21 protein-coding genes are annotated in these 20,900 nt (G+C 52.1%); 11 read left to right on the top strand and 10 right to left on the bottom strand.

What is annotated here, in order from left to right; translation table 11 throughout:
* The first annotated feature begins 3 nt into the window (after positions 1 to 3).
* From wecB to NSS79_RS28285, 8 genes are read left to right on the top strand one after another with little or no spacing between them, the layout of a single operon-like run.
* Positions 4 to 1,098, top strand: coding sequence for a UDP-N-acetylglucosamine 2-epimerase (non-hydrolyzing) (wecB, locus tag NSS79_RS28320; protein ID WP_342437064.1), 1,095 nt, complete (start codon positions 4 to 6; stop codon positions 1,096 to 1,098).
* The gene (locus NSS79_RS28315) at positions 1,088 to 2,074 is read left to right on the top strand and encodes a polysaccharide biosynthesis protein (protein WP_342437063.1); all 987 of its coding nucleotides are present in this window, start codon (positions 1,088 to 1,090) and stop codon (positions 2,072 to 2,074) included. The genes wecB and NSS79_RS28315 overlap by 11 nt, the downstream gene beginning before the upstream one ends.
* Entirely contained in the window at positions 2,071 to 2,910 is an 840-nt protein-coding gene (locus tag NSS79_RS28310; protein ID WP_342437062.1) for an SDR family oxidoreductase, read from the top strand. Before NSS79_RS28315 ends, NSS79_RS28310 begins: the two co-directional genes overlap by 4 nt.
* A complete protein-coding gene (locus NSS79_RS28305; protein WP_342437061.1) occupies positions 2,907 to 3,872 on the top strand; it encodes an NAD-dependent epimerase/dehydratase family protein in 966 nt (321 codons plus the stop codon). The genes NSS79_RS28310 and NSS79_RS28305 overlap by 4 nt, the downstream gene beginning before the upstream one ends.
* A complete protein-coding gene (locus NSS79_RS28300) occupies positions 3,872 to 4,588 on the top strand; it encodes a glycosyltransferase (protein ID WP_342437060.1) in 717 nt (238 codons plus the stop codon). The genes NSS79_RS28305 and NSS79_RS28300 overlap by 1 nt, the downstream gene beginning before the upstream one ends.
* A gap of 33 nt (positions 4,589 to 4,621) precedes the next feature.
* A complete protein-coding gene (locus NSS79_RS28295; protein ID WP_342437059.1) occupies positions 4,622 to 5,197 on the top strand; it encodes a class I SAM-dependent methyltransferase in 576 nt (191 codons plus the stop codon).
* Positions 5,198 to 5,224: 27 nt separating this feature from the next.
* A complete protein-coding gene (locus tag NSS79_RS28290; protein WP_342437058.1) occupies positions 5,225 to 5,950 on the top strand; it encodes a glycosyltransferase in 726 nt (241 codons plus the stop codon).
* Positions 5,947 to 6,984 carry a glycosyltransferase family 4 protein gene (locus NSS79_RS28285; protein WP_342437057.1) on the top strand — a complete coding sequence of 346 codons (1,038 nt, stop codon included), beginning with the start codon at positions 5,947 to 5,949 and terminating at the stop codon, positions 6,982 to 6,984. Before NSS79_RS28290 ends, NSS79_RS28285 begins: the two co-directional genes overlap by 4 nt.
* A gap of 77 nt (positions 6,985 to 7,061) precedes the next feature.
* Here NSS79_RS28285 and NSS79_RS28280 read toward each other — a convergent pair whose 3' ends face one another.
* Positions 7,062 to 8,132 (bottom strand): glycosyltransferase family 4 protein, encoded by a 1,071-nt coding sequence (locus NSS79_RS28280; RefSeq protein ID WP_342437056.1) that lies wholly within the window; start codon positions 8,130 to 8,132, stop codon positions 7,062 to 7,064.
* A gap of 209 nt (positions 8,133 to 8,341) precedes the next feature.
* On the opposite strand from NSS79_RS28280, the gene NSS79_RS28275 reads away from it, so the two are divergent.
* Complete coding sequence (locus NSS79_RS28275) at positions 8,342 to 9,274, top strand: YhcN/YlaJ family sporulation lipoprotein (RefSeq protein ID WP_342437055.1); 933 nt, start codon at positions 8,342 to 8,344, stop codon at positions 9,272 to 9,274.
* Positions 9,275 to 9,415: 141 nt separating this feature from the next.
* Here the strand turns inward: NSS79_RS28275 and nagA are convergent, their stop codons facing one another.
* The 8 genes from nagA to NSS79_RS28235 form a co-directional block, all read right to left on the bottom strand.
* On the bottom strand, positions 9,416 to 10,618 hold the full coding sequence (gene nagA / locus NSS79_RS28270) for an N-acetylglucosamine-6-phosphate deacetylase (protein ID WP_342437054.1): 1,203 nt from the start codon (positions 10,616 to 10,618) through the stop codon (positions 9,416 to 9,418).
* Positions 10,606 to 11,334 carry a glucosamine-6-phosphate deaminase gene (nagB, locus tag NSS79_RS28265; protein ID WP_342437053.1) on the bottom strand — a complete coding sequence of 243 codons (729 nt, stop codon included), beginning with the start codon at positions 11,332 to 11,334 and terminating at the stop codon, positions 10,606 to 10,608. Before nagB ends, nagA begins: the two co-directional genes overlap by 13 nt.
* A 5-nt stretch (positions 11,335 to 11,339) precedes the next feature.
* Positions 11,340 to 12,212, bottom strand: a complete 873-nt coding sequence (locus tag NSS79_RS28260) for a MurR/RpiR family transcriptional regulator (RefSeq protein WP_342440457.1) — start codon at positions 12,210 to 12,212, stop codon at positions 11,340 to 11,342.
* Positions 12,213 to 13,022: 810 nt separating this feature from the next.
* Positions 13,023 to 14,468, bottom strand: coding sequence for an FTR1 family protein (locus NSS79_RS28255; protein ID WP_342437052.1), 1,446 nt, complete (start codon positions 14,466 to 14,468; stop codon positions 13,023 to 13,025).
* A gap of 241 nt (positions 14,469 to 14,709) precedes the next feature.
* Positions 14,710 to 14,862 carry a hypothetical protein gene (locus NSS79_RS28250; protein ID WP_342437051.1) on the bottom strand — a complete coding sequence of 51 codons (153 nt, stop codon included), beginning with the start codon at positions 14,860 to 14,862 and terminating at the stop codon, positions 14,710 to 14,712.
* 330 nt (positions 14,863 to 15,192) lie between these two features.
* Entirely contained in the window at positions 15,193 to 16,491 is a 1,299-nt protein-coding gene (gene efeB, locus NSS79_RS28245) for an iron uptake transporter deferrochelatase/peroxidase subunit (RefSeq protein ID WP_342437050.1), read from the bottom strand.
* Positions 16,492 to 16,495: 4 nt separating this feature from the next.
* Positions 16,496 to 17,371, bottom strand: coding sequence for an iron uptake system protein EfeO (gene efeO / locus NSS79_RS28240; RefSeq protein ID WP_342437049.1), 876 nt, complete (start codon positions 17,369 to 17,371; stop codon positions 16,496 to 16,498).
* Positions 17,372 to 17,637: 266 nt separating this feature from the next.
* Complete coding sequence (locus tag NSS79_RS28235; protein ID WP_342437048.1) at positions 17,638 to 18,615, bottom strand: LacI family DNA-binding transcriptional regulator; 978 nt, start codon at positions 18,613 to 18,615, stop codon at positions 17,638 to 17,640.
* Between the two features lie 369 nt (positions 18,616 to 18,984).
* Between NSS79_RS28235 and NSS79_RS28230 the strand changes: the two genes are divergently transcribed.
* Together NSS79_RS28230 and NSS79_RS28225 are read left to right on the top strand one after the other, a co-directional pair.
* A complete protein-coding gene (locus tag NSS79_RS28230) occupies positions 18,985 to 19,209 on the top strand; it encodes a LuxR C-terminal-related transcriptional regulator (protein ID WP_019908812.1) in 225 nt (74 codons plus the stop codon).
* A 168-nt stretch (positions 19,210 to 19,377) separates the two neighbouring features.
* Positions 19,378 to 20,139 (top strand): SagB/ThcOx family dehydrogenase, encoded by a 762-nt coding sequence (locus NSS79_RS28225; protein WP_342437047.1) that lies wholly within the window; start codon positions 19,378 to 19,380, stop codon positions 20,137 to 20,139.
* A 323-nt stretch (positions 20,140 to 20,462) separates the two neighbouring features.
* Here the strand turns inward: NSS79_RS28225 and NSS79_RS28220 are convergent, their stop codons facing one another.
* Complete coding sequence (locus tag NSS79_RS28220) at positions 20,463 to 20,648, bottom strand: hypothetical protein (RefSeq protein WP_038595962.1); 186 nt, start codon at positions 20,646 to 20,648, stop codon at positions 20,463 to 20,465.
* Positions 20,649 to 20,900 lie beyond the last annotated feature (252 nt).

Genomic DNA, 20,900 nt, shown 5'->3' with positions numbered 1-20,900 from the left:
CCCATGAAGATCATGACGATTTTGGGCACACGGCCCGAAATCATCCGCCTCAGCGTCATCATTCCGCTGCTCGATGAGCATGCGGAGCGGCATGTGCTGGTGCATACGGGACAGAACTTCACCGCCAGTCTCAGCGGGATATTCTTTGAAGAGCTGGGGCTGCGGGCACCGGATTATGTGCTGCAGGATAAGCAAGCCGGGCTTGGCGGGCAGCTTGCCGCCATGTTCGGAAGCCTGGAAAACATTCTGCTCAAAGAACAGCCGGACCGGGTGCTGCTGCTCGGAGATACCAACAGTGCGCTGTGTGCAATTCTCGCGGAGCGCATGGGTATCCCGGTCGTGCATATGGAGGCGGGGAACCGCTGCTACGATTTGAAAGTGCCGGAGGAGAAAAACCGCCGTGTCATAGATGCCGTTTCGACCATTAATATGCCATATACGCAGCAGAGCAAACGGCATCTGCTGAGTGAAGGTTTTCCCAGCCAGCGTATCATATTAACCGGCAATCCGATCCACGAGGTCATTACACATTATGAAGAACAAATTAGAGCCAGCGATATTCTGGCCCGGCTGAATCTTACGGCAGGCCATTATTTTCTAGTCACTGCCCATCGCGCCGAGAATGTCGATGATCCCGAAGCACTGCTGCAAATAATGTCCGGCCTGTGCCTTGTGGCTGAACATTTTGGAATCCGCCTGATCTGCAGTATCCATCCCCGCACACGCTCCAAGCTGACGGAGCAATTCCCGCTAAAGATGAACCCTCTTGTGGAATTCCATGATCCTTTCGGATTTTTCGATTTTGTCCATTTGGAACGTTATGCCCTCTGTGCAATTACCGACAGTGGAACCGTCCAGGAGGAGTGCTGCCTGATGGGAGTGCCGACCGTAACGATCCGCAGGACGACAGAACGTCCGGAGACGGTGGATTGCGGCAGTAATGTAGTGTCGGGAGTAGAGCAGAACAGCATTCTGCGCTGTACCCGGTTGATGACGTCGCTGAGTCCGGAATGGGAGGCACCGGAAGGCTACAAGACACCGGATGTCTCGGCAAAGGTAGTTAAATTTTTGCTTGGAGGGAACCTGCATGTTCAATAATAAACGGATTATGGTCACAGGCGGAACCGGTTCCTGGGGGCATGAACTCATCCGGCAGCTTCTGCCGCAGAATCCTAAGGAAATCGTAATTTTCTCCCGCAGCGAGTCAGCCCAGGTGTCGATGAGCCGCGAATATGAGGATAGCCGCCTCACCTTCATCATCGGCGATATCCGTGATAAAGATGCTCTTGTGGCCGCATGCCGCGGCGTGGATTATGTGTTCCATCTTGCGGCGCTGAAGCATGTTCCGGTGTGCGAAGATCAGCCGTATGAAGCGCTCAAGACGAATGTCGTCGGCACCCAGAACGTCATTGAAGCAGCTATTGCCAATAATGTAGAAAAAGCGATTTACATCTCCACCGATAAAGCGGCCAATCCGTCCAACTTCTACGGCATGACCAAAGCGATCGGCGAAAAGCTGTTTGTGTACGCGAACCTGCTCGGCACAGGCACACGGTTTGTGACCGTACGCGGCGGCAATGTGCTGGGGACGAACGGCAGCGTGGTCCATCTGTTCATGAAGCAGATTAAGGATAAGGGCCAGGTGCGCATTACAGATATGAAAATGACCCGCTTCTTCTTCACCCTGCGCGATGCCATCACCCTGCTGTTCAAAGCGTCCGAGGTCAGCATCGGCGGAGAAATCTTCGTCATGACGATGCCGACCTGCCGGATTGTCGATCTGGCCGAGGTGCTGATTGAAAACTCGGGAAGACGTGATGTAAGCATTGTTGAAACAGGTATCCGCCCCGGTGAGAAAATCCATGAAATCCTGATGAGCGACTTCGAGAGCTTGACCACCGTCGTTTACGATGAGCAGTATCTTGTTATTCTCCCTACGCTGGATATGCCGGAGCTGAAAGCCCACTACAGCAGCTATCCGCATGTTTCCTTCAACAGCTTTAGCTCGGAGACCAACCTGATGGACCAGGAGGAGATCAAGAATATCCTGATCCGGGGAGGTTTCCTCCAATGAAGCTGCTTATCCTCGGCGGAAACGGTATGGCGGGTCATATGCTGGCGGCGTATTTTCGCCGCCAGGGCAAACATCATGTCTTCCATACAACCCGGGATAAGAGTGATCTTGGCGGGCTGTATGTAGATGCCGACGATATCGCCGGCGTGGAGAAACTGGTCGAAATCGTCTCCCCCCACTGCATTATCAATGCGCTGGGAGTACTGAATCAATTTGCTGAGCGTGACCGGATTGGTGCCTACCATGTGAACGGATTTCTTCCCCACCGGCTGCGCCGTGCGGCGGATGCCGTTCATGCCCGGCTGATCCACATCAGTACCGACTGCGTGTTCGAAGGAACACGGGGCCGTTACACGGAGGATGATACGCCTGACGGCACTTCTGTATATGCGATTACCAAGAGTCTCGGAGAGATCCGTGCGCCCGGCCATTTAACGATCCGCACCTCCATTATCGGACCGGAAATCCGCTCCGGCGGCATCGGCCTGATGGAGTGGTTTCTATCCCAGAAAGGGCCGGTCTCCGGCTATGAACGGGTCATGTGGAATGGCGTGACAACACTCGAGCTGGCCAAGGCAGTGGATGGCTTGCTGGAATCAGAGGTATCCGGCCTGATTCATCTGGCCCATCCCCAACCGGTCAGTAAATATGAACTGCTCCGGCATCTGCAGTATGCATTTCATAAGGAAGATGTTGAGATCATTCCCGAAGTTGTGCATATTCAGGACCGTACACTGGTAAACACAAGAGCTGATGTCCAGATCCAGTTGCCTTCCTATCCGGAAATGCTGGCAGAGCTGGCTGATTGGATGCAACGCTCAGAGGAGTCCACATGAAGGGGCGGAAGCTGCTGATTACCGGAGCCGCCGGTTTTACCGGCCGGCACGCCGTTGCCTATTTCAGGGCTGGCGGAGCAGGAGTGACCGCTGTAGTGCGCCATCCGGCAGCGGAGTCCGCTGTTTTTCCGGAGGGGGTTCAGCAATATGTTTGCGATTTAAGCGACCGCAAGGCGGTCCATGCCATGATCGGGCAGGTCCAGCCAGACGAAGTGCTGCATCTGGCAGGCAGAAATTCGGTACCGGAGTCGTGGCGGGATCCCCTGCTTTATATGGAGACGAATGTTATGGCAACCCTGTATCTGCTTGAGGCGCTGCGTGCCCAGCCGGCCAGCCGTATTCTGGTGGCCGGCTCCCGGCTCAAGTACAGACCCGGAACCGATGTGGGTCCGCCGCATCCCTACAGCCTCAGCAAAACACTGGAGGAACTGGTATCGCTCGCCTGGGGAACTCTGTTCAAGCAACCCGTGCTGCTGGCGGAGCCTTGCAACCTGATCGGCCCCGGCCCCTCCACCGGCTTCTGCTCCCTGCTTGCTCAGCATATTGTGCGGAGTGAAGCCGCCTCAGGTACGGACGAAGAGATTCCGCCTTTCAGGCTTTCTTCACGGATTGAATTACGGGACTTTCTGGATGTGCGCGACGCCGTAAGGGCCTATGACTATATCCTGCGCAAGGGAGAGACAGGAAAGGTCTACCGGATCGATTCCGGGAAGCAGCGCACGCTGGGGGAGATCGCGGAGAAGCTGTTGGCTCATGCCGTGGTACCCGTTGGAATGGACTGGGGTCCGGAAGCCGGGATTCCTGCGGAAGCAGACTCCGGAGTGTTGCCCGGTTCGGTCACGCAACCTGAAACATCTGAAGACAATGTAACTGCACTCGGCTGGAGTGCGGCAATCCAGCTTGAGCAGTCGCTTGCAGATATTGTGGACTTTTATCGTGTCAGTAGGGAAGGAAGGATGTAATGAATCCAAAAGTATCGGTGATAATTCCTTTTTATAATTGTCCTTATATTGAACAGGCGCTGCATAGCGCCTTGTCCCAATCCTGGCAGCCTTATGAGATCATCGTCGTCGATGACGGCTCCACAGCTCATATGGACCGGATTATGCCCTATCTGCCCAAGATTCATTATCTCGGCAAAAGCAATGGGGGTACCGCTTCCGCACTGAACCACGGCATCAAACATTCTACAGGAGACTATGTCGTATGGCTTAGCTCTGACGATATGTTCTACCGTGACAAGATCAACAATCAGGTTCTGTTCATGGAACAGAACCGTTTGCTTATCACTTACACGAACTTTAATTTTATCAACGGAGAATCACAACTGACCGAAATGAACGCGGCGGCGGTATTCTCGAATCACCTGGACTATTTACGCTGCTTTCTTCAGGGAAATCCGATTAACGGCTGTACGGTAATGTTCAAGCGGGAGCTGTTCGGCGCTATCGGTCTGTTTGATGAAGCACTGCCCTACACGCATGATTATGATCTGTGGCTCCGGGCGATTCTGAACGGATATCCTCCGATTATGCTGAACCAGTCTTTAACGGCGTACCGCCGCCACAGCGGCATGGGAACCCTTAAGCATTATGATGTGATTATGGCTGAAGCCGCCGCGACCAATGCCCGTTATCACGGATTGCTCCGCGGTTTGATCACCTCTATGGGCGGTTAGACTCATGCAATTAATTATAGGGAGGGGAAGCCTATGTACCGGGAAATTGCAGTGAAAGATTTCCTGCCGGTCTTGCTGGAGTATCTCAAGTTCTCCGAGAGCATTCTGGATATCGGCAGCGGCACCGGTACTCTGCTTGAACGCTATGAAGCTGCTCTGGTAGTCGGCCTGGATATTCACAGGCCTTATCTGCTGCACCGCAAATATACCTCGCCGCATATTATCCCGGTGCATGCCGATGCCAGCCATATTGATAAGCTCTTTCTGCCGGGTACGTTCTCGGCGGTGACATTAATCGATTCGCTGGAGCATTTCTCCATGAAGGAAGGAATGGAGCTTCTCAAAAAAGCGGAGCTGATCGCCACCAATCGTGTGGTGGTGTTCACTCCGCGCGGATTTTTTCCGCAGGAAGGGACAGATCATTTTCACCTGCAGGGAGAGTACTATCAAAAACACTGGAGCGGCTGGGAACCGGAGGATTTCCTGGGGCTGGGCTACTCGGTAACCGTGCTTAAAGGCTTTCACCATGCAGAGAATCCGGCCTTCCGGGAAGCGTTCGGAGAGGATCATGAGCCGCTGGATGCCTTGCTTGCCTGCAAGACAGTATAAACAATACTTCGGGAAGGAGGTGAGCGCATGAATCAGAATAAGTCCAAGGTTTCGGTGGTCATCCCCTTCTACAATTGCCCTTACGTAGATCTAGCAGTGGAAAGTGTGCTGGCCCAGAGCTACCCGGATATTGAAATTATCGTAGTGGATGACGGATCGTTGTTGCATACGGAGAAGCTGGCTCCTTACAGAGACAGGATTAAGTACTTTCACAAATCAAACGGCGGCACCGCATCTGCGCTCAACCTGGGTATCAAGGCGGCCAGCGGGTCTTATTTTGCTTGGTTAAGCGCTGACGATCTGTTTCATCCCGATAAAATCCGGCTGCAGATGGAGGCTTTGCGCAGCACAGGAACGTCATTTAACCATACCGCCTATTATTATATTAATGAACAAGGGGACCGTGTTTCCGAGGTCGTAAAGGTCCCCTTTCCGGATAGAAGCCAGCTTATCGCGACCATGATGACGGGCTGTCCGGTTAACGGCAGCTCTGTTCTGCTCGATATGGATATCTTCCGCACCGTGGGCATTTTTAATGAAGGCTTTTTATATACACAGGATTATGACCTGTGGCTGCGTATATTGCCGCATTACCACTGGTCTTATATTGAGGAGCCGCTGCTTGATTATCGTATACACAAGGAGATGAGCTCTGTGATTCACAGTGAAGCGCAGAACAAGGAGATTAAAATGGTGCAGGCGAAGCATCATAGATCTCTCGCGCAGCTGCTGAGAAAGGAGAGAGGGAAATGAGACTGACATTCCCGATTCTGACATTGTCCAGGGGCGGGGCGCAGCGTATGCTCGCAGAACTTACCAACCGTCTGGCAATCATCGGCCATGAAGTGATCATTCTTATGCCCAATCACGGCATTGTCGAATATGATATGAAGTGCAAGGTCCTCTACTCCAGCTTCAGCCAGCTGTCAGAGGACGATTTTCCTTATAGCGATGTCATTATTTCGAATTACTACACTACCGTGCCTGTGGCGCAGCGGGCCAGTGAACAGGGCAAGGGATTGCATATTCGCCTGGCGTTATGTTATGAACCGACTTTTCTGCCGGATAATAATCAGTCCTTCTCTTCTTATCATATTGCCCGCAATTTGTTTGTGCTGTCCCGGTGGCAGCAGGAGATTGTCCGGATTAATCATGGGATTAAAGGCAGGATCGTGCCGATTGGGGTGAATCCTGACTTTTATAATACACACAGGCGGAACACGCAAGGCAAGCTGGTAGTCTCTGCAATTATGCGCAAGCCGGAAGGGGGGTTCTCCGGCCACCGGGAACAGGACTATCTGCTGCAGCAGCTCAATCTGGTCAAGGCGCATCATCCGGAGATTGAATTATATCTGATAACACCGCCGGGGGAATATGCCGAATCCGCTGCACTCCAGACTCTGCTCGCCGATGACCGTTATCATGTACGCACGCCTTCAAACGATACGGAGCTGTGCTACCACTATAATGAAAGCGACATTTTTGTCAGCTCCAGCACGTACGATACCGGTTCATTGCCGGGTCTGGAAGCGATGCGCTGCGGGGCTGCATTAGTTACGGTTTATTCCGGGGGAAATCTCGAATACGGTGTCCACGGCCACAACTGTCTGATGTCCTACCGGCATGAAAACCGTCTGGCCGATGATATTATCACTTTAATCAGGGACAAAGAACTGCGCGAGCGCATTGCCCTAAGAGGAGAGAGTGACTCACTGCGTTTCACCTGGGAGAAAAGCGTGCAAATCTTTCAGAATGAGATGTATGAGATCGTATCGAGGCTGGGTTGAGTATTTGTTCAAGACACACAAAGAACCTTCATTTCCACGGTCTTCCGGTGGATTGAAGGTTCTTTTGGCATCGGCCGTTAAAAGATGGAAAAGGAGTTGAGCATCTCACGAAAGGAATGGGCATAACTTTCGGAGCCGAAGCGTGAAATCATATGGAGCCTTCCCTGCTCGCGGATGTGGCTGCGGAGTGCAGGATTATCCATCAGCTCCAGGCCTTCACTGACAGCCTGCTCCACATTGCCAAGCGGATAAAATTTGCCGGAGTGATTATGAACAATAAAAGACCGGACACCGTCCGAATCGGTGCTAAGTACAGGACAAGTGCAGCAGATGGCTTCGGCAACTGCATACCCGAATCCTTCTGTAATGGAGGTGGATAGCAGAAAGCCGCCGGAACCGGCAATGGAGGAATAATAGACGGGCATAATATGGTTGGGCATGTTGGTAAATACATTCAGCCGGTCATTCAGTCCTAAAGCGTGCAGTTCCTCATGGAACAGCTGCTTTTGCTCCTCGGAGGCAAGGTCCGGATCATGGAACATCCACAGATGCAGAGCGGGTTTGTGCAGGCGGATCTGATGGGCGATCTTCAAGTATTCGCTCCAATTCTTGTTGTTTTCAAGCCGGCCTACCCAGGCAATTACCGGATGGCAGGGAGGTTCACCGGGGATCATCCGGAAGGACTGGACATCCACGATATTGGGGATTACATACCGGTGGAGCCAGGGACAGACAGAAATAAACAGCTCCAGTAAATGATCGGTAGGAGGTATAAGTACAGCATTGCAGTGGGCTCTCAGATAAGGTACGGCCTCTATAATCAAACTCTCCGCATCAGCCCGTTTTCCGAGCCCCTGGGCTTCGTATATCAGAATGCCTTCATAGCCTAGACAACGCAGACGTTCCATTAACAAATAATCCGATGTAACAATAATGGCGTCATAGTGCTGAGTATCGAGTAATTCCTTGATTTCTTCATCCCGGGAAGTGATAAACACGGGGAAGTTTGTGATATTCTGGCTTGCAGACCCCGGCATGAGGTATAGAACATGGCATTCAATACCGCTGCGCTGCAGGCTTTCGCACCTTAGCTTGTTGAGTGTCTCCACCCCGCCGCTGGGTACATAAAACGTAAATAAAACCTTCATGCTCACCCCTCCTGACTTTACTTTGCGGAGAATCACGGCTCGCTTGTGAATACGGCCTACTGTTTATAAGATACGCGAATGTTTCCCCGCATGTGACGGTGCAGGGGAGAGAGTACCAAATCCTTTCAGGATAGCTTGAACCGGTGGAGGCCATGCTAACGATTGTTACGCTGCATACATCATAATTTAATGAGATGGAGGATGAGTTCATGTTGCGATCAAAGATCAGCATGTCAGTCTCTGCCGCGCTGCTTCTGGGCATGGTCAGTATTACAGGTTGCGGTGACAATAACTCTGCAAATGGAACTAATGTTCAGACAAAAAGTGTACGGAAAATGAACGATGGCCGCATTAATACCAATTCTGTGCGGAACAATGCCTTCGACAAAATGGAGATGAGCCAGGAGCTCGCCGACCGCATTGCGGCGATGCCGGAGGTACGCACGGCAAATGTAATGATTGCTGGAAAAAGCGCCTATGTCGCCGTATCCTTCCACAGGGCTGATGGCGGAATGCATGTGAAAAGTACGGATAAAATACGTCCTTACAGCTATGGCGGCGGGCTCGGCAACAACACGACCGGCATGCTGAACGGTCCGGGAATGACAGTGAACCCCGGAGAAGGCAGGGCAACTGGACCGATTATGGGCAATCGGGGAAGAGGAACAGTGACGGGCAATCCGGGCATGACCGGTACAGGAGGTTCGATGGCTGGTGTACCGAAGAGCCTGACCGGTACCGGTACTGTTGGAGGGATAGGTACAGCTAATCCCAAGGCTTACCCTGGCAACGGCAACAACGGTATCCTGTCCGGAAGCAATTGGGTCGATGGAACCCGGATGAAGCGCGATATTGATGGTGGCATGGGGACGGGAATCGGGATCCGCAGCGTTGCTCCAAATAACAGCAATAAAATAACTGACAATGAAGATGTTACCGAGGAGATGAAGGACAAGATTGCTGCTGAGGTTAAGAAGTATAATCCGAGCATAGACAACGTCTACGTGTCGGCCAATCCGGACTTTGTGCAACGGGCTGACTTTTATGCCCAAGAAGTACGTGCTGGCCATCCGCTCAAAGGATTTGCCAATGAATTCCGGACGATGGTCGAGCGCATCTTCCCAACACGCAGCGGATATTAATCCTGCTCTCGGCCTGAGCTAGTATGCCTGAGAAATAACGGGATTATTCCATCAATGGGCCGTTACAATAAATGCAGCCATCCTACCGGCTTCCGGTCTGGATGGCTGCATTTCAGTTTATATGCCTGGCAGTACTTCTGCTCAGATAACCGGTGAATCGGTGGAGATTGTGCGTCCGCCGATCCATACACTGTTCAGTTCAAGATTATCATCCAGCAGCAGGATATCCGCGCGTTTTCCTGCTTCAAGCGAACCTATGAAACGCTGCTTCCCCAGTGATATGGCTGGGGTAAGACTTGCGGCGCTGGAGGCTGCTTGAAGACTGAGTCCCACTTCCTGTACCAGATAGCGGAAACCGCGAATCATGGTTAGCGTGCTTCCGGCGAGCGCATCAGGGTTATCCTTCAGTGTGGCAATGCCTTCCCGTACGATTACCGGCAGGTCACCGATTGTATATTCACCGTCGCTGAGTCCGGTTGCCGACATGGCATCCGTGATGAGCATCAGATTGTTCCGGGTTTTGAGCCGGGAAAGCACATTAATCGCCGCAGCATGCACATGAATGCCGTCGGCAATAATCTCAGCACGTATCCGCTCGTCAAACAGTACGGCACCTGCTGTGCCCGGTTTGCGGTGATGCAGCGGAGTCATGGCATTGAACATATGCACCGCCTGGTTTAAGCCGGCGTCCGCAGCTGCAATAATCTCTTCGAAAGTAGCATTGGTATGTCCGAGAGCTGCTGTGATGCCATGCTTGCGCAACCAGAGAATTGCTTCCAGTGCGCCTTCACATTCCGGTGCCAGGGTAACCTGGCGGATCATTCCCGGATATTGCTTCTCCCACGCTTCTAGCCATGTGATATTTGCCGGGACAATATGCTCAGGATTTTGGGCCCCGGACCATTTTGGGCTGATGAACGGCCCTTCCAGATGCACTCCGGCCAATTGGGCGAATGGCATGCCGCCTTTGCGATAGTCAGCCACTTCGGACAAAACACGGTCGATGTCTTTCTTGGCTGCGGTCATGGTGGTGGCCAGCATGGCGGTTGTTCCATGTGAAGCATGAAACCGGGTGATGATATCCAGCGATGCCTGATCCGAGTACATAAAATCGTAACCGGCGCCGCCGTGCACATGCACATCAACGAATCCGGGGATCAGCAGCCCGCTCTTGTCTTGGGTGCCTGCGGGCCAGTGGGCGTAAGCTTCCGGCAGCCAGGCGGCTTCTCCTGCATATTGGATAACCTCTTCTGATACTGCGATCACGCCTTCTTCAATCAGGCCGGAGGGAGTCAGCACTTTTCCGTAGAGCAGCACGCCTGGTGTTTTATTTATTTCAGCCATTTCGCAGCTCCTTCGTCCAGCAGAACGACCACATTGGGATGGCTCTGCAGCAGGGAGGCAGGACACTGTGTCGTGATCGGACCTTCCAGCGCGTTTTTGACTGCTTCTGCCTTCTCTTCTCCGCGCACCAGCAGCACGATTTGCCTTGCTTTAAGAATGCCGCCGATGCCCATCGTTACCGCCTGGCGGGGCACATCCTCCAGCCGGTCGAAGAAGCGGGCATTGGCTTCCAGTGTTTCTTCCAGCAGGTCCACGACATGCGTGCCGCTGCTAAGACTGGCATCCGGCTCATTGAACCCGATATGGCCGTTGCTGCCGATGCCCAGAATCTGCAGATCCACCGGCCCGTTATCCTCGAGCATTTTGTCATAAGCGAGACATTCGGCAGTAAGATCCGCCGCATTTCCGTTAGGGACATGTGTCCGGGTAAGATCAATATCGACATGATTGAACAGATGTTCGTTCATGAAGCTGCGGTAGCTCTGGGGATGATCCACTGGCAGACCCACATATTCATCCAGATTATAGGAAGAGGCTTTGGCGAAACTGACATTTCCCTTGCGGTGCATCTCTACCAGCTTGGCGTAGACGCCGACCGGTGAACTGCCGGTAGCCAGTCCCAGTACGGCTTTGGGATTGCTCTGCAGCAGGCTGGCAATCAGGTTCGCGCCGGTCTGGGCGAATTCTTCTTCATTGCGGAATTTTAAAATGTTCATTTGAATTAACCTCCCCGTTTATGACGGTAATGTTGGACATTCAGATAAGATTGCTCCAGCTTGGGAATGAAATCGCCAAACCGGGTGCTGACCATTCCGGTGAACAGGATGTCAATGATATGCAGCTGCGCAATCCGCGAAGCCATATCCCCCCGCCGCATTCCCTGCTCCAGCGAGGAGGAGAACAGCGGGATATCCGCCAGGGTGGCCAGCGTGCTGCTGCCGTAAGAAGTCAGCGAGATCGTGGCTGCACCGCTGGCTCCGGCACAGCTTAAGGCGTCGATTGTTTCCGGGGTTTCCCCGGAATAGGAGACCGCAAACGCCACATCGCCGGCAGAGAGCGAAGAAGCGGAAGTGATCTGCATATGTGAGTCGGCAAAAGCGGTGCAGTTCACTCCGATGCGGATCAGCTTCTGATAGAAATCCTGTGCAACGATAGAGGAGGTTGCCATCCCGTAGAGATCAACCCGGCGTGCCCGGCACAATGCATCAATGGCTGTTTGCAGCCGCTCCAGATCGAGTAGTGAGGTGGTGTCCCGGATTGAAGTCAGGTGATTGGCCTGCATTGCTTCGACAATGACCGAAAGCGGATTGCCCGCGACAATATCCTGATAAGAGGAGCCGCCTTCCTGCGGCGAAGCATCGCTATGGGCAATTTCTGAAGCCAGCTTAACCTTGAAATCGGGGAAGCCTTTGAAATGCAGCACCTTGCAAAACCTTGTAATTGTCGCGGGACTGACACCGCATTGCTCCGCCAGCTCCGTGATGCCCATATGGACAATCTCCGCTGGTGAGGCCAGAATGCGTTCCGCCAGCTTGCGTTCCATTTGGGATAGCTTTCCCTTCTCGTGCTCCAGGACATGCAGGATAGGAGAAATAAGCTCCACCTTCTTTTCTTTGTGTGAATGAATGCAATAATTTCAGTGATTGAAATTATTTTTATTATTATACATAATTATAAGAAAATTATTTTCATACTTAGAATAAAACAAATCTCCAAGCGTTGCAAGGGGGAGATTCCTACAATTAGCCTCCTAAGTCTGAAGCAGTGCAGGGATTTATGGGAAAAACACAATAAAACATAAAAAAACCAGTCGGCTTCCTTGTTGAGAAGATGACTGGCTGGAAATTTTTAATGCTAAATGCTAACTGCTAAATGCTAAATGCTAACTGCCGTGTGGGTCTTGGGTCAGAAGATCAGATTGGAGGTGTAATCTGGTAAGTGTTACAGCTCCAAATTCAGTTAGCGGGAAAAGATAGCACTAAAAATACATTAGACCGCAAATGAGGAATTTAATGGGAAATTCGCCCGCTAATAACTCTCCAATCCAACTAACTGGGATATTTGTCAATATTAGCGGTAAGAATTCACGTAATTCAGTTGATAAGCAGTATTCGTTAAAAATTAACGTGCATATTTCCCGCTGTAATCACATTAAGTTTGTGGATACGCTGGAAAATGCGCACAGTTGAGCAAGTCCAATGTAGTCAAAACAGCAAACATTATTTAATGCCGAATGGACACTTTTGTGCATCGGAATAGAGTTGTAAAGGCTATCTTGACGGTTACCCGTATATTCTTCTGTAGTGAATACACAGATTACTTTTTGATGCTGAAAAAGATCTATTGTACAATCTGCAGTAAAAAGCGTCAGCATGGTTCCTTTATTTGTCCCGGCTGCTTAGTGTCAGCCTGCTGTCCGTGATTTGCCCGCAGACCTGCTGCGCAGCATTTCCCAGAGAATAAACGCCAGAATGAGCACTTGGGGCAGCAATGTCTCCCATGTTGGGTACAACCCCAGCCAACCGACCGACGGCAGCCCATTCTCCACATGTGCCGGCAGTTTCCCGGCTACCTGTAAGGAGTGGATGCTCTCGCCGAGAAAGCGGAAGACCAGATAGTAGATCAGCACGGTTGCTGCGCGGAAGAAGGCAGCGATCGGCAGCTTGGCGCTTAGGGCAATAATGGCATACCCCAGAATGATCAGGACGACCAGCGCGCCTCCAATCCCTAGCAGCAGCTGTGAGGTTGCGATGGATGGCGCCATTCCCACATAAAATATGGTCGTTTCGGCCCCTTCACGCAGAATGGCCAGCGCAGCTACGAAGAATAAAGACCATAGGCTGCCTTTAGCCAGCGCACCGTCCACCTGCCGCCCGACATATTTATTCCATGCAGCGGCGTTCGATTTACTGTGCATCCAGCGGCCGATCGTGAGCATCATTACTACTGCCACAAGTCCGGTAATCCCTTCAATCAGCTCACGCGCGCTTCCGGAGGCTGCCTGTGAAAGGGTGTAGGTTAGCAGAACAGCCAGGCCTATACTGCTGGCGAGACCTGCCGCAGCACCAGACCAGACCCAGCGCTGGGTCTTGGGGCCGCCGTCTCTTTTCACATAGGACAGCAAGGCGGAAAGTACGAGAATCGCTTCAAGGCCCTCGCGGAGCAGAATCAATGCGGCGTCCCAGGCCGTATAGGCTGTGTCACCGGCCAGCGGAGTCAGCTCCGCGAGCATCGTGTCCATGGTGGCCAGCGCCTGATTAAGCTTCGGCGGATCGGACAACAAATCACCGGTAACGGCTGCGCTCTCGTTCTCGATATTCGCATACACCTTGGGTGATGCGATCTGCACCTGTCCTTCGGCTGAAGGCCAGGCTGCAATAAACTGTTCCATGATTCCCGCCGCACCGGGACTGTCTCCGGATTCTGCTGCTGCTGAAGCTTTCTTCAGGTAGCTGATCAGCCCCCCGATCGAAGCAGGCTGCGCTGACACGTCTCCCGTGTCAACCGCCTTGCCTGCGCTGTAGTCGGCCAGCAGCGTATACAAAGCTTCGGCCTCCGCTTTTACCGCCTCTTCGCGGAGCGGCTCGGCCTGCAGCGCAACGCGCAGCAGGCTCATCTTCGTCTCCAGCAAGCCGTAGACGGCGGGATTGTCGGCCCGGATGCCGCGCTCCGCCGGCGTCCAGCCGTTCACGACGGCGCGGTAGGCTTCCGCCGCCGCCTTCCAGTCGGCGCTGCGCGCCGCATCCCGCGTGCGCTCCGCCGCGGGCAACAGCTTCGCCGCCGCTTCGAGCCCGGCGGCGCTGGTGTTACCGCCGCCCGTGCCGGAGGCGGCGGTGACGTACGCGTCCACGCTTTTGGCCAGCGTGGACAGCGCGGTTGTGGCGGGCGTGCCGCCGCCCGCCGCCAGGGCTTCCGCCGCGCCAGCGAGCGCGGCGTCTACAGCGGCAGCCGGACCGGCGAGTGCCGGGTCCGGCGTACCACTGTTCGCGGTGCGCCACAGCGCCGCGAACGACTCTACATCGGCGGCGGCCGCATCCCAGCGGCCCTGGCCGGCTTCGACGAGCGCGCTGCCAACTGCGGGCAGCAGCTCGTCATGCCGGCCGTCTTCCGCCGCCGTGGCAGCTGCTGGCTTGCAGAGCAGCAGCACGAAGAGGCAGCCGAACAGAACGGCTGCCTTCAGCGCGGGCAGCAATCCGCGCGCAGGCATCCGCACCCGTTTGGTGCCCGTGCTTTCCAGCTTGCATTCGAGCACCAGCTCTGGAGCGTGTCCATGCGCCAGGCTTGCCCCGCGCGCAGACATCGGCATCCGTTTGGTGCCCGTGCTTTCCAGTCTGCACTCATGCACCAGCACTGGCTCGTGTCCTTGCGCCAATCCCGTCCCACTTTCATGCATCAGGCCCAGCTTACCCTTGGCTTTCGCCGGGTGGAGCGCTGTGTGCGGCAAGCCATATTTATACTGTCTAGCAAATAACATCGGGAGTGTCCCCTCTCAATAATGGACAGTCAGATCCGGGAAGGCTGAACGGATCTGACTGTCAGTATGCTGGTTGCTAACTCATGCTGTGTTTTCGTGTTCAGCCCAGCAGGGCTTCGCCGATATACCCGCCTTCGCGGACACCGGGGAAGCAGGCGAATACCGCGCTGCCGGTATGAACCATATATTCATTCAACCGGTCGTTTTTGGACAGACGCTGCTGGATGCTGACAAACTGTTTAATGAGATCCTTCTGGAAGCTGATGAACAGAAGACCCGCATCCAGCTGGCCTGTTTTAAGATCCATTCCGCTGGAATAGGAGTAGGAGCGCCGGAGCATTTTGATCGTGCCGTCACCATGGGCCAGCGCGGAATGCGAATCCGGCGGGATGACGGGCTTGCCGGAAGCATCGGCAGCGTCCAGTTTAAGTTCGGCGAATTCATCAGTGGCTCCGATCGGTGCGCCGCTGTGCCTATGCCGTCCAAAGGTCGCTTCCTGGTCGCTCAAGGTCGAGCGGTCCCAGATCTCAATGCGCAAACGCACACGGCGTACAGCCATGTAAGTGCCGCCATTCATCCAGGCAGGTCCATCGCTGCTGCTGGTCCACACAACTTTGCGCATTTCGGCATCGTCTGTAGCATCGGGGTTGCCTGTTCCGTCTTTGAAGCCGAGCAGATTGCGCGGGGTGCCTCCTTTCGGATCGGCTCCCGCTGTACGCTGGAACCCTTCCTGGGTCCAGCGCAGCACGGCTGTGCCGCGGGCAATCCGTGCGAGATTGCGTATGGCGTGGAACGCCACCTGCAGATCATCAGCACAAGCCTGTACACAAAGATCTCCGCCGCACCACTGCGGCTCCAGGCTGTCTCCCGTGAAGGCTGGGAGGTCGGCAAGTGAAGATGGACGTTTCGGGGCTAACCCAAATCGTTCATCAAAAAAAGCCGGTCCCACCCCAAACGTTAGCGTACACCGGGAGGGGGTCAGGCCATCGGCTTCTCCGGTATCGGACGGCGGAAGATTGGGATTGTCGTTGACATTGCCGATCAGACTGCCGGAGGTTAAAGCCGCCGCAGCCTCTGTCCATGACTTCAACAGCTTTTTCACATCGTCCAGCTTCGTTGTTGTCAGATCAAACGCCGCAAAGCACAGAAAGTTCTGTGCAGGTGTAATTATTCCGGCCTGGTGTGCTCCGTAGAACGGGAGGGTATCGGCGGCAGGATCCAATGATGCTGGGGGTGTTTTGGCAGCGGATTGGCGCGCGGCCATCAGTCCTCCTGCACCTGTGCCACCCAGCAGCAGGCCGAGCCCGGAGGCGCCGGTAAGCCGCAGCATGTCACGGCGGCTTAGCTTTTTATTTAACATTTGCTCACTTTTGAATTCTTCCTCAGGCTGCTTTTTCATCCGGTCACACTCCTAGAATAGTCCCCATGTTAGACAACGGTTCAGCTAAGGCATCCAGATTCTGGCTCAGCTTGCGCACTTCGTCTTCCTTGAGTGTTTCGTAGGAGACATAGCCGTCGCCTGATTTAAATGGAGCGAGTTCGTCCAGTAGTGCCGTAAACCGTTCGCCGATGGTCTGCTCGAGCTCTGGATCCTTTTTGGCAAGCTCGGGTTTCAGCAGCTCGTAGATTTTTTGCGCACCTTCTACATTGGCGACAAAATCATACAAATCCGTGTGTGAATAACGTTCTTCCTCGCCGGTCACTTTGGAGGAAGAGACTTCGTTCAGCAGCTCGACTGCACCGGTAACGAGCAGATTCGCATCAATCTCTGCTGTTTCCACCTTGGCGCGCAGGAGCTGGGCATCCTTCAGCAACCGGTCGGCGACTTCAGTCATGCCGTCAGTCGTGCTGTTTTGCCAGAGGGCCTGTTCGATTTTATGGAAACCGCGCCATTCGGCCGCATCCACATCATTTTCACGGGCATCGATATTGGGATCAAGATCTCCGAGTGCTTCGGCAATCGGTTCAATCCGCTCATAGTACATACGGGCCGGGGCATACAGCGCCTTCGCTTCGTCGAGACTTCCTGCTTTGACGGCGTTCGTAAAGTTTTCCGTCTGCTTGACGAATTCGTCACATTGTTCAATGACGTAGGTCCGGTATTGCTCAATGGCTGAAGAGAAATCGGCGGCAGTAACCGGAGCTGCTGTAACTGCGCTGCCATTTACCGCAGCCTCATTATTGTTATCCGTATTATTATTGTTCTCATTGCCGCTGCAGCCGGCAAACAGAATGGAAGCAGCCAGCAGCCCGGCGGGAACAGCGTAACTAAATTTCAATCAAAACACCCCTTTTTCTATTGTAAGAACTTGTATGCAAATGATAATCGTTATCAATTATGCTGGAATTATCATAAATCCCTGCACAGTGGCTGTCAACAAAAAAATGTGATATTTCTCATAGCTGAAAAAAGGCAATAAAAATCCGCCCCTGAAACAGGGGCGGAAGCAAAGCACATCCAGGCACCAGTAAAGCTGCGGATGGGAGGCGATCAAGTATTTAATCGTATATGAGCTCTGGTATAGGCAATTCAGAAAGGCTTCCTTTAAACTGTAGAACGCTCAATAATCCGGTATGCCAGCTTGCGGTACACCGGGAGCGTACTGTCCCCGCGGATTTGTTCATGGATAATCCGGAAGGCGGAGGCCCCCATCTCGTATAGCTGATTATCAATTGTAGTGATCTCCAGCAGCCGGCCGATCGGCTGATTGTCAAAGCCCATCACTGCCAGATCTTCCGGTATGCGCAGCCCGTGCTTGCGTGACTCGATTATCAGTCCGGCTGCAACATGGTCGCCGGAAACGATAACCGCATTAGGCCGCTCCCGCATCTCAAGCAGCGAGCGCGCTGCGGCCGCCCCGTGTTCTTCGGTCATACAGTCGTAGATCATCCATGCTTCCTGAAACGGCAGCTTGTTCTCGGCAAGAAACTCACGGAATGCAGATTGGCGGATGGAGGAGCTGCTGCCATTCTGTCTGCCTTCGCAGTAGCCGATTTTACGGTATCCTTTGCCAATCAAATACTGCAGGCCGTGACGGAAAGCAGCGTAATGCTCAATATACACAGAGGAGAAGCGGCGTTCCCCGCTGTTCTGGCAGGTTACAATCGGGCCGTAGGCGGTGTATTCCTCAATGACTTCGGGCTGAAGTGCTGTGGATACGATAACGACGCCGTCAATTTCTTTATTGCGCAGCATTTCAAGCACCTTAAGCTCTTCCTCGGGTGAATAATTGGTCTGGCAGAGAATCAGCCGGTACTGCGCGAGCAGTGCCTCATGAGCAAGGCCGTCCATGACAATGGAGAAATAAAAGAAGTTGATAAACGGCAGGATCACAGCAACGGCACCGGTACGGCCGGTAATCAGATGTACGGCGTTCATATTCCGCGTGTAGTTTAACTGTTCTATGGTATCAAGCACAGCGGCTCTTTTGTCTTTGCTGACATAGGGATGATTATTAAGCACTCGCGACACGGTTGTTACGGAAACACCGGCGATGCGGGCGATTTCTTTTATATTTGCCATCGGCGCAGAGCCTCCTGAGTCAGGGGTATAATGATTTTATTTTATCACATCTCCCCTGGGAAACCTCACGAATAAAAACGCTTGCTATGGAATCCATTTCATAAATTACACTGGAGTTGCAACAGCTTACCGGATAAACCGGCGTTACCGAAAGGGCGTGACGGACCGGTGATGCCTGTTATTTTGCCGCCTAGAGGCGGCTTTTTCGATATAAAAAAGTATGGGACGCCTTGTCCTGATCCCTTTCTCCGCTACTGCCCATTTTAGAGCAGCAGCAGCACCATTAACATGCCCCATACATAGTATGATTTGACTGTATCCCTTTACCTTGTTATACCAAACAAACCCGAGCAAGGAGGGGTGACACCATTGAAAGGGAACGAACATCATAGCAAATTTCTGTTGACGCATCGTGAGCGCGAAGTATTCGAGCTTCTCGTGCAGGACAAAACAACACGGGATATTGCCGGATTGTTATTCATCAGCGAAAAGACCGTCCGCAACCACATCTCCAACGTCATGCAAAAACTAAACGTAAAAGGCCGTTCGCAAGCGGTTGTCGAGCTGATCAAGCTTGGGGAGCTGAAAATATAGCTGCCGTGCTTTCGCAGTGATGAATGCGTTTAAGCCTTCTTTTACCCTTTGGGGTGAGGGGAGGTTTTTTGTTTACTCACCAAAACAACTGAATAGTGAGTTAGATCACAAACTAATTTTTATGACATGATAAATTAAAGCTATTAAGGTAATTCAGGAGGATCTGTTATGACAAGATACGAATCACAAAGGCGCTTTCTAAAATCTAATTTTGATGAATTTAAACATATAAAAACAGATAAGATCAAAGGACTTGTACAACCACCCATTGTTAAGCCCATAGGTTCGAAATCACTAATTATTGATTTGCCAAAAGCCAGCAAAGACGTTGTGTGTAAAGAAAACATTTTTGATTGTATAAATCAAAGAAGAAGTACAAGGTTTTATTCTGCGGAAACTTTAAGTCTGGATGAGTTATCCTATTTATTATGGGCTACCCAAGGGATTACTGGTATTAATAAGAACGGACTTACGCTGCGAACTGTACCCTGCAGTGGGGCGACACACACATTTGAAACCTATTTAATTATTATGCGGGTAGAAGACATTCAACAAGGAATCTACAGATACCTTCCTGTCGAACATAAGCTATTATTTATGTTTGAATTAGATGAACTTGAACAGAAGATTGATGCTATAACTTTAGATCAGCCATTTGTCCCTAACTTTGCAAAAAAGGCTTCTGTCCTGTTTGCATGGAGTACAACACCATATCGCTCCGAATGGAAGTATGATATTTCAGCTCACAAAAAAATCCTCATCGATGTTGGACATGTATGCCAAAACCTTTATTTATCCAGTGAATCTATCGGTGCAGGTGCTTGCGCAATTGGAATTTATGATCAAAAGCTGATTGATGAGATTTTAGAATTAGACGGTGATGAAGAATTTGTTATCTATCTTGGCGCAGTTGGGAAGAAACGAGAATAGCTACTCGCGAATGGACCACCCATCAACACAAATGCTTCGGAAGTAACGCGTTTAAGCCTTCTTTTATCCTTAGGGATGAGGGGAGGTTTTTTGTTATGGAGAATGGAGTTGGCATGGTAAAATTTATAATAATATCCCTGATACGGTTTACCTTGTGAACCCAACCGGGGAGCAGATCGATCTACGGCATGATGATGTGGAGGATTGGAAGTTATAATGGGAAACGTAAATAAAAGGCCGTCAGCTCCGGAAGCTTAAGTCCCGGATATGGCGGCCTAATTTCATAAGCAGGTTAGTCAAGCTGTATCTGAAAGCTGATGTGGCTAGTGATATTTGATGGTCTTAATGCGTGACTCTTGTTCATAAGTAAGCGGGCTCGGGGTTTGCGGCGTGTGCAGATGCCGCTGCACGGTGTATTCCATGTTCCGGTAATCTTCCTCTCCTGAAACGGTCCATGGCTGCCAAATACCCGATACCCAATTCTTAATTTCCTTAAGTCCTTCAAGCATTTCCTTCATCCTCCTTGAGCGATGAAATCAATAGATTTTTATTACTTTGGTTACGCTTACATTATAGCATGACTGATCTGCTTTTAAAAGAGGTGTCCACGGGAAAAAGACAAAATTTATAGCTGGAAATAGATATTTAAAAGGTTTTGTATCTTCCTGAAAGAGTGGTGTCTTTGTGCGGGAGACAATCTCGATTCAGAGCATCTGTTTCCTGCGCATTCATAAATATCAATGAAAATTTTGGGGATACTA

Source organism: Paenibacillus sp. FSL L8-0436 (genome assembly GCF_038593025.1).
Lineage (GTDB): Bacteria > Bacillota > Bacilli > Paenibacillales > Paenibacillaceae > Paenibacillus_AQ.
This window is presented reverse-complemented; position numbering and strand designations above follow the sequence as displayed.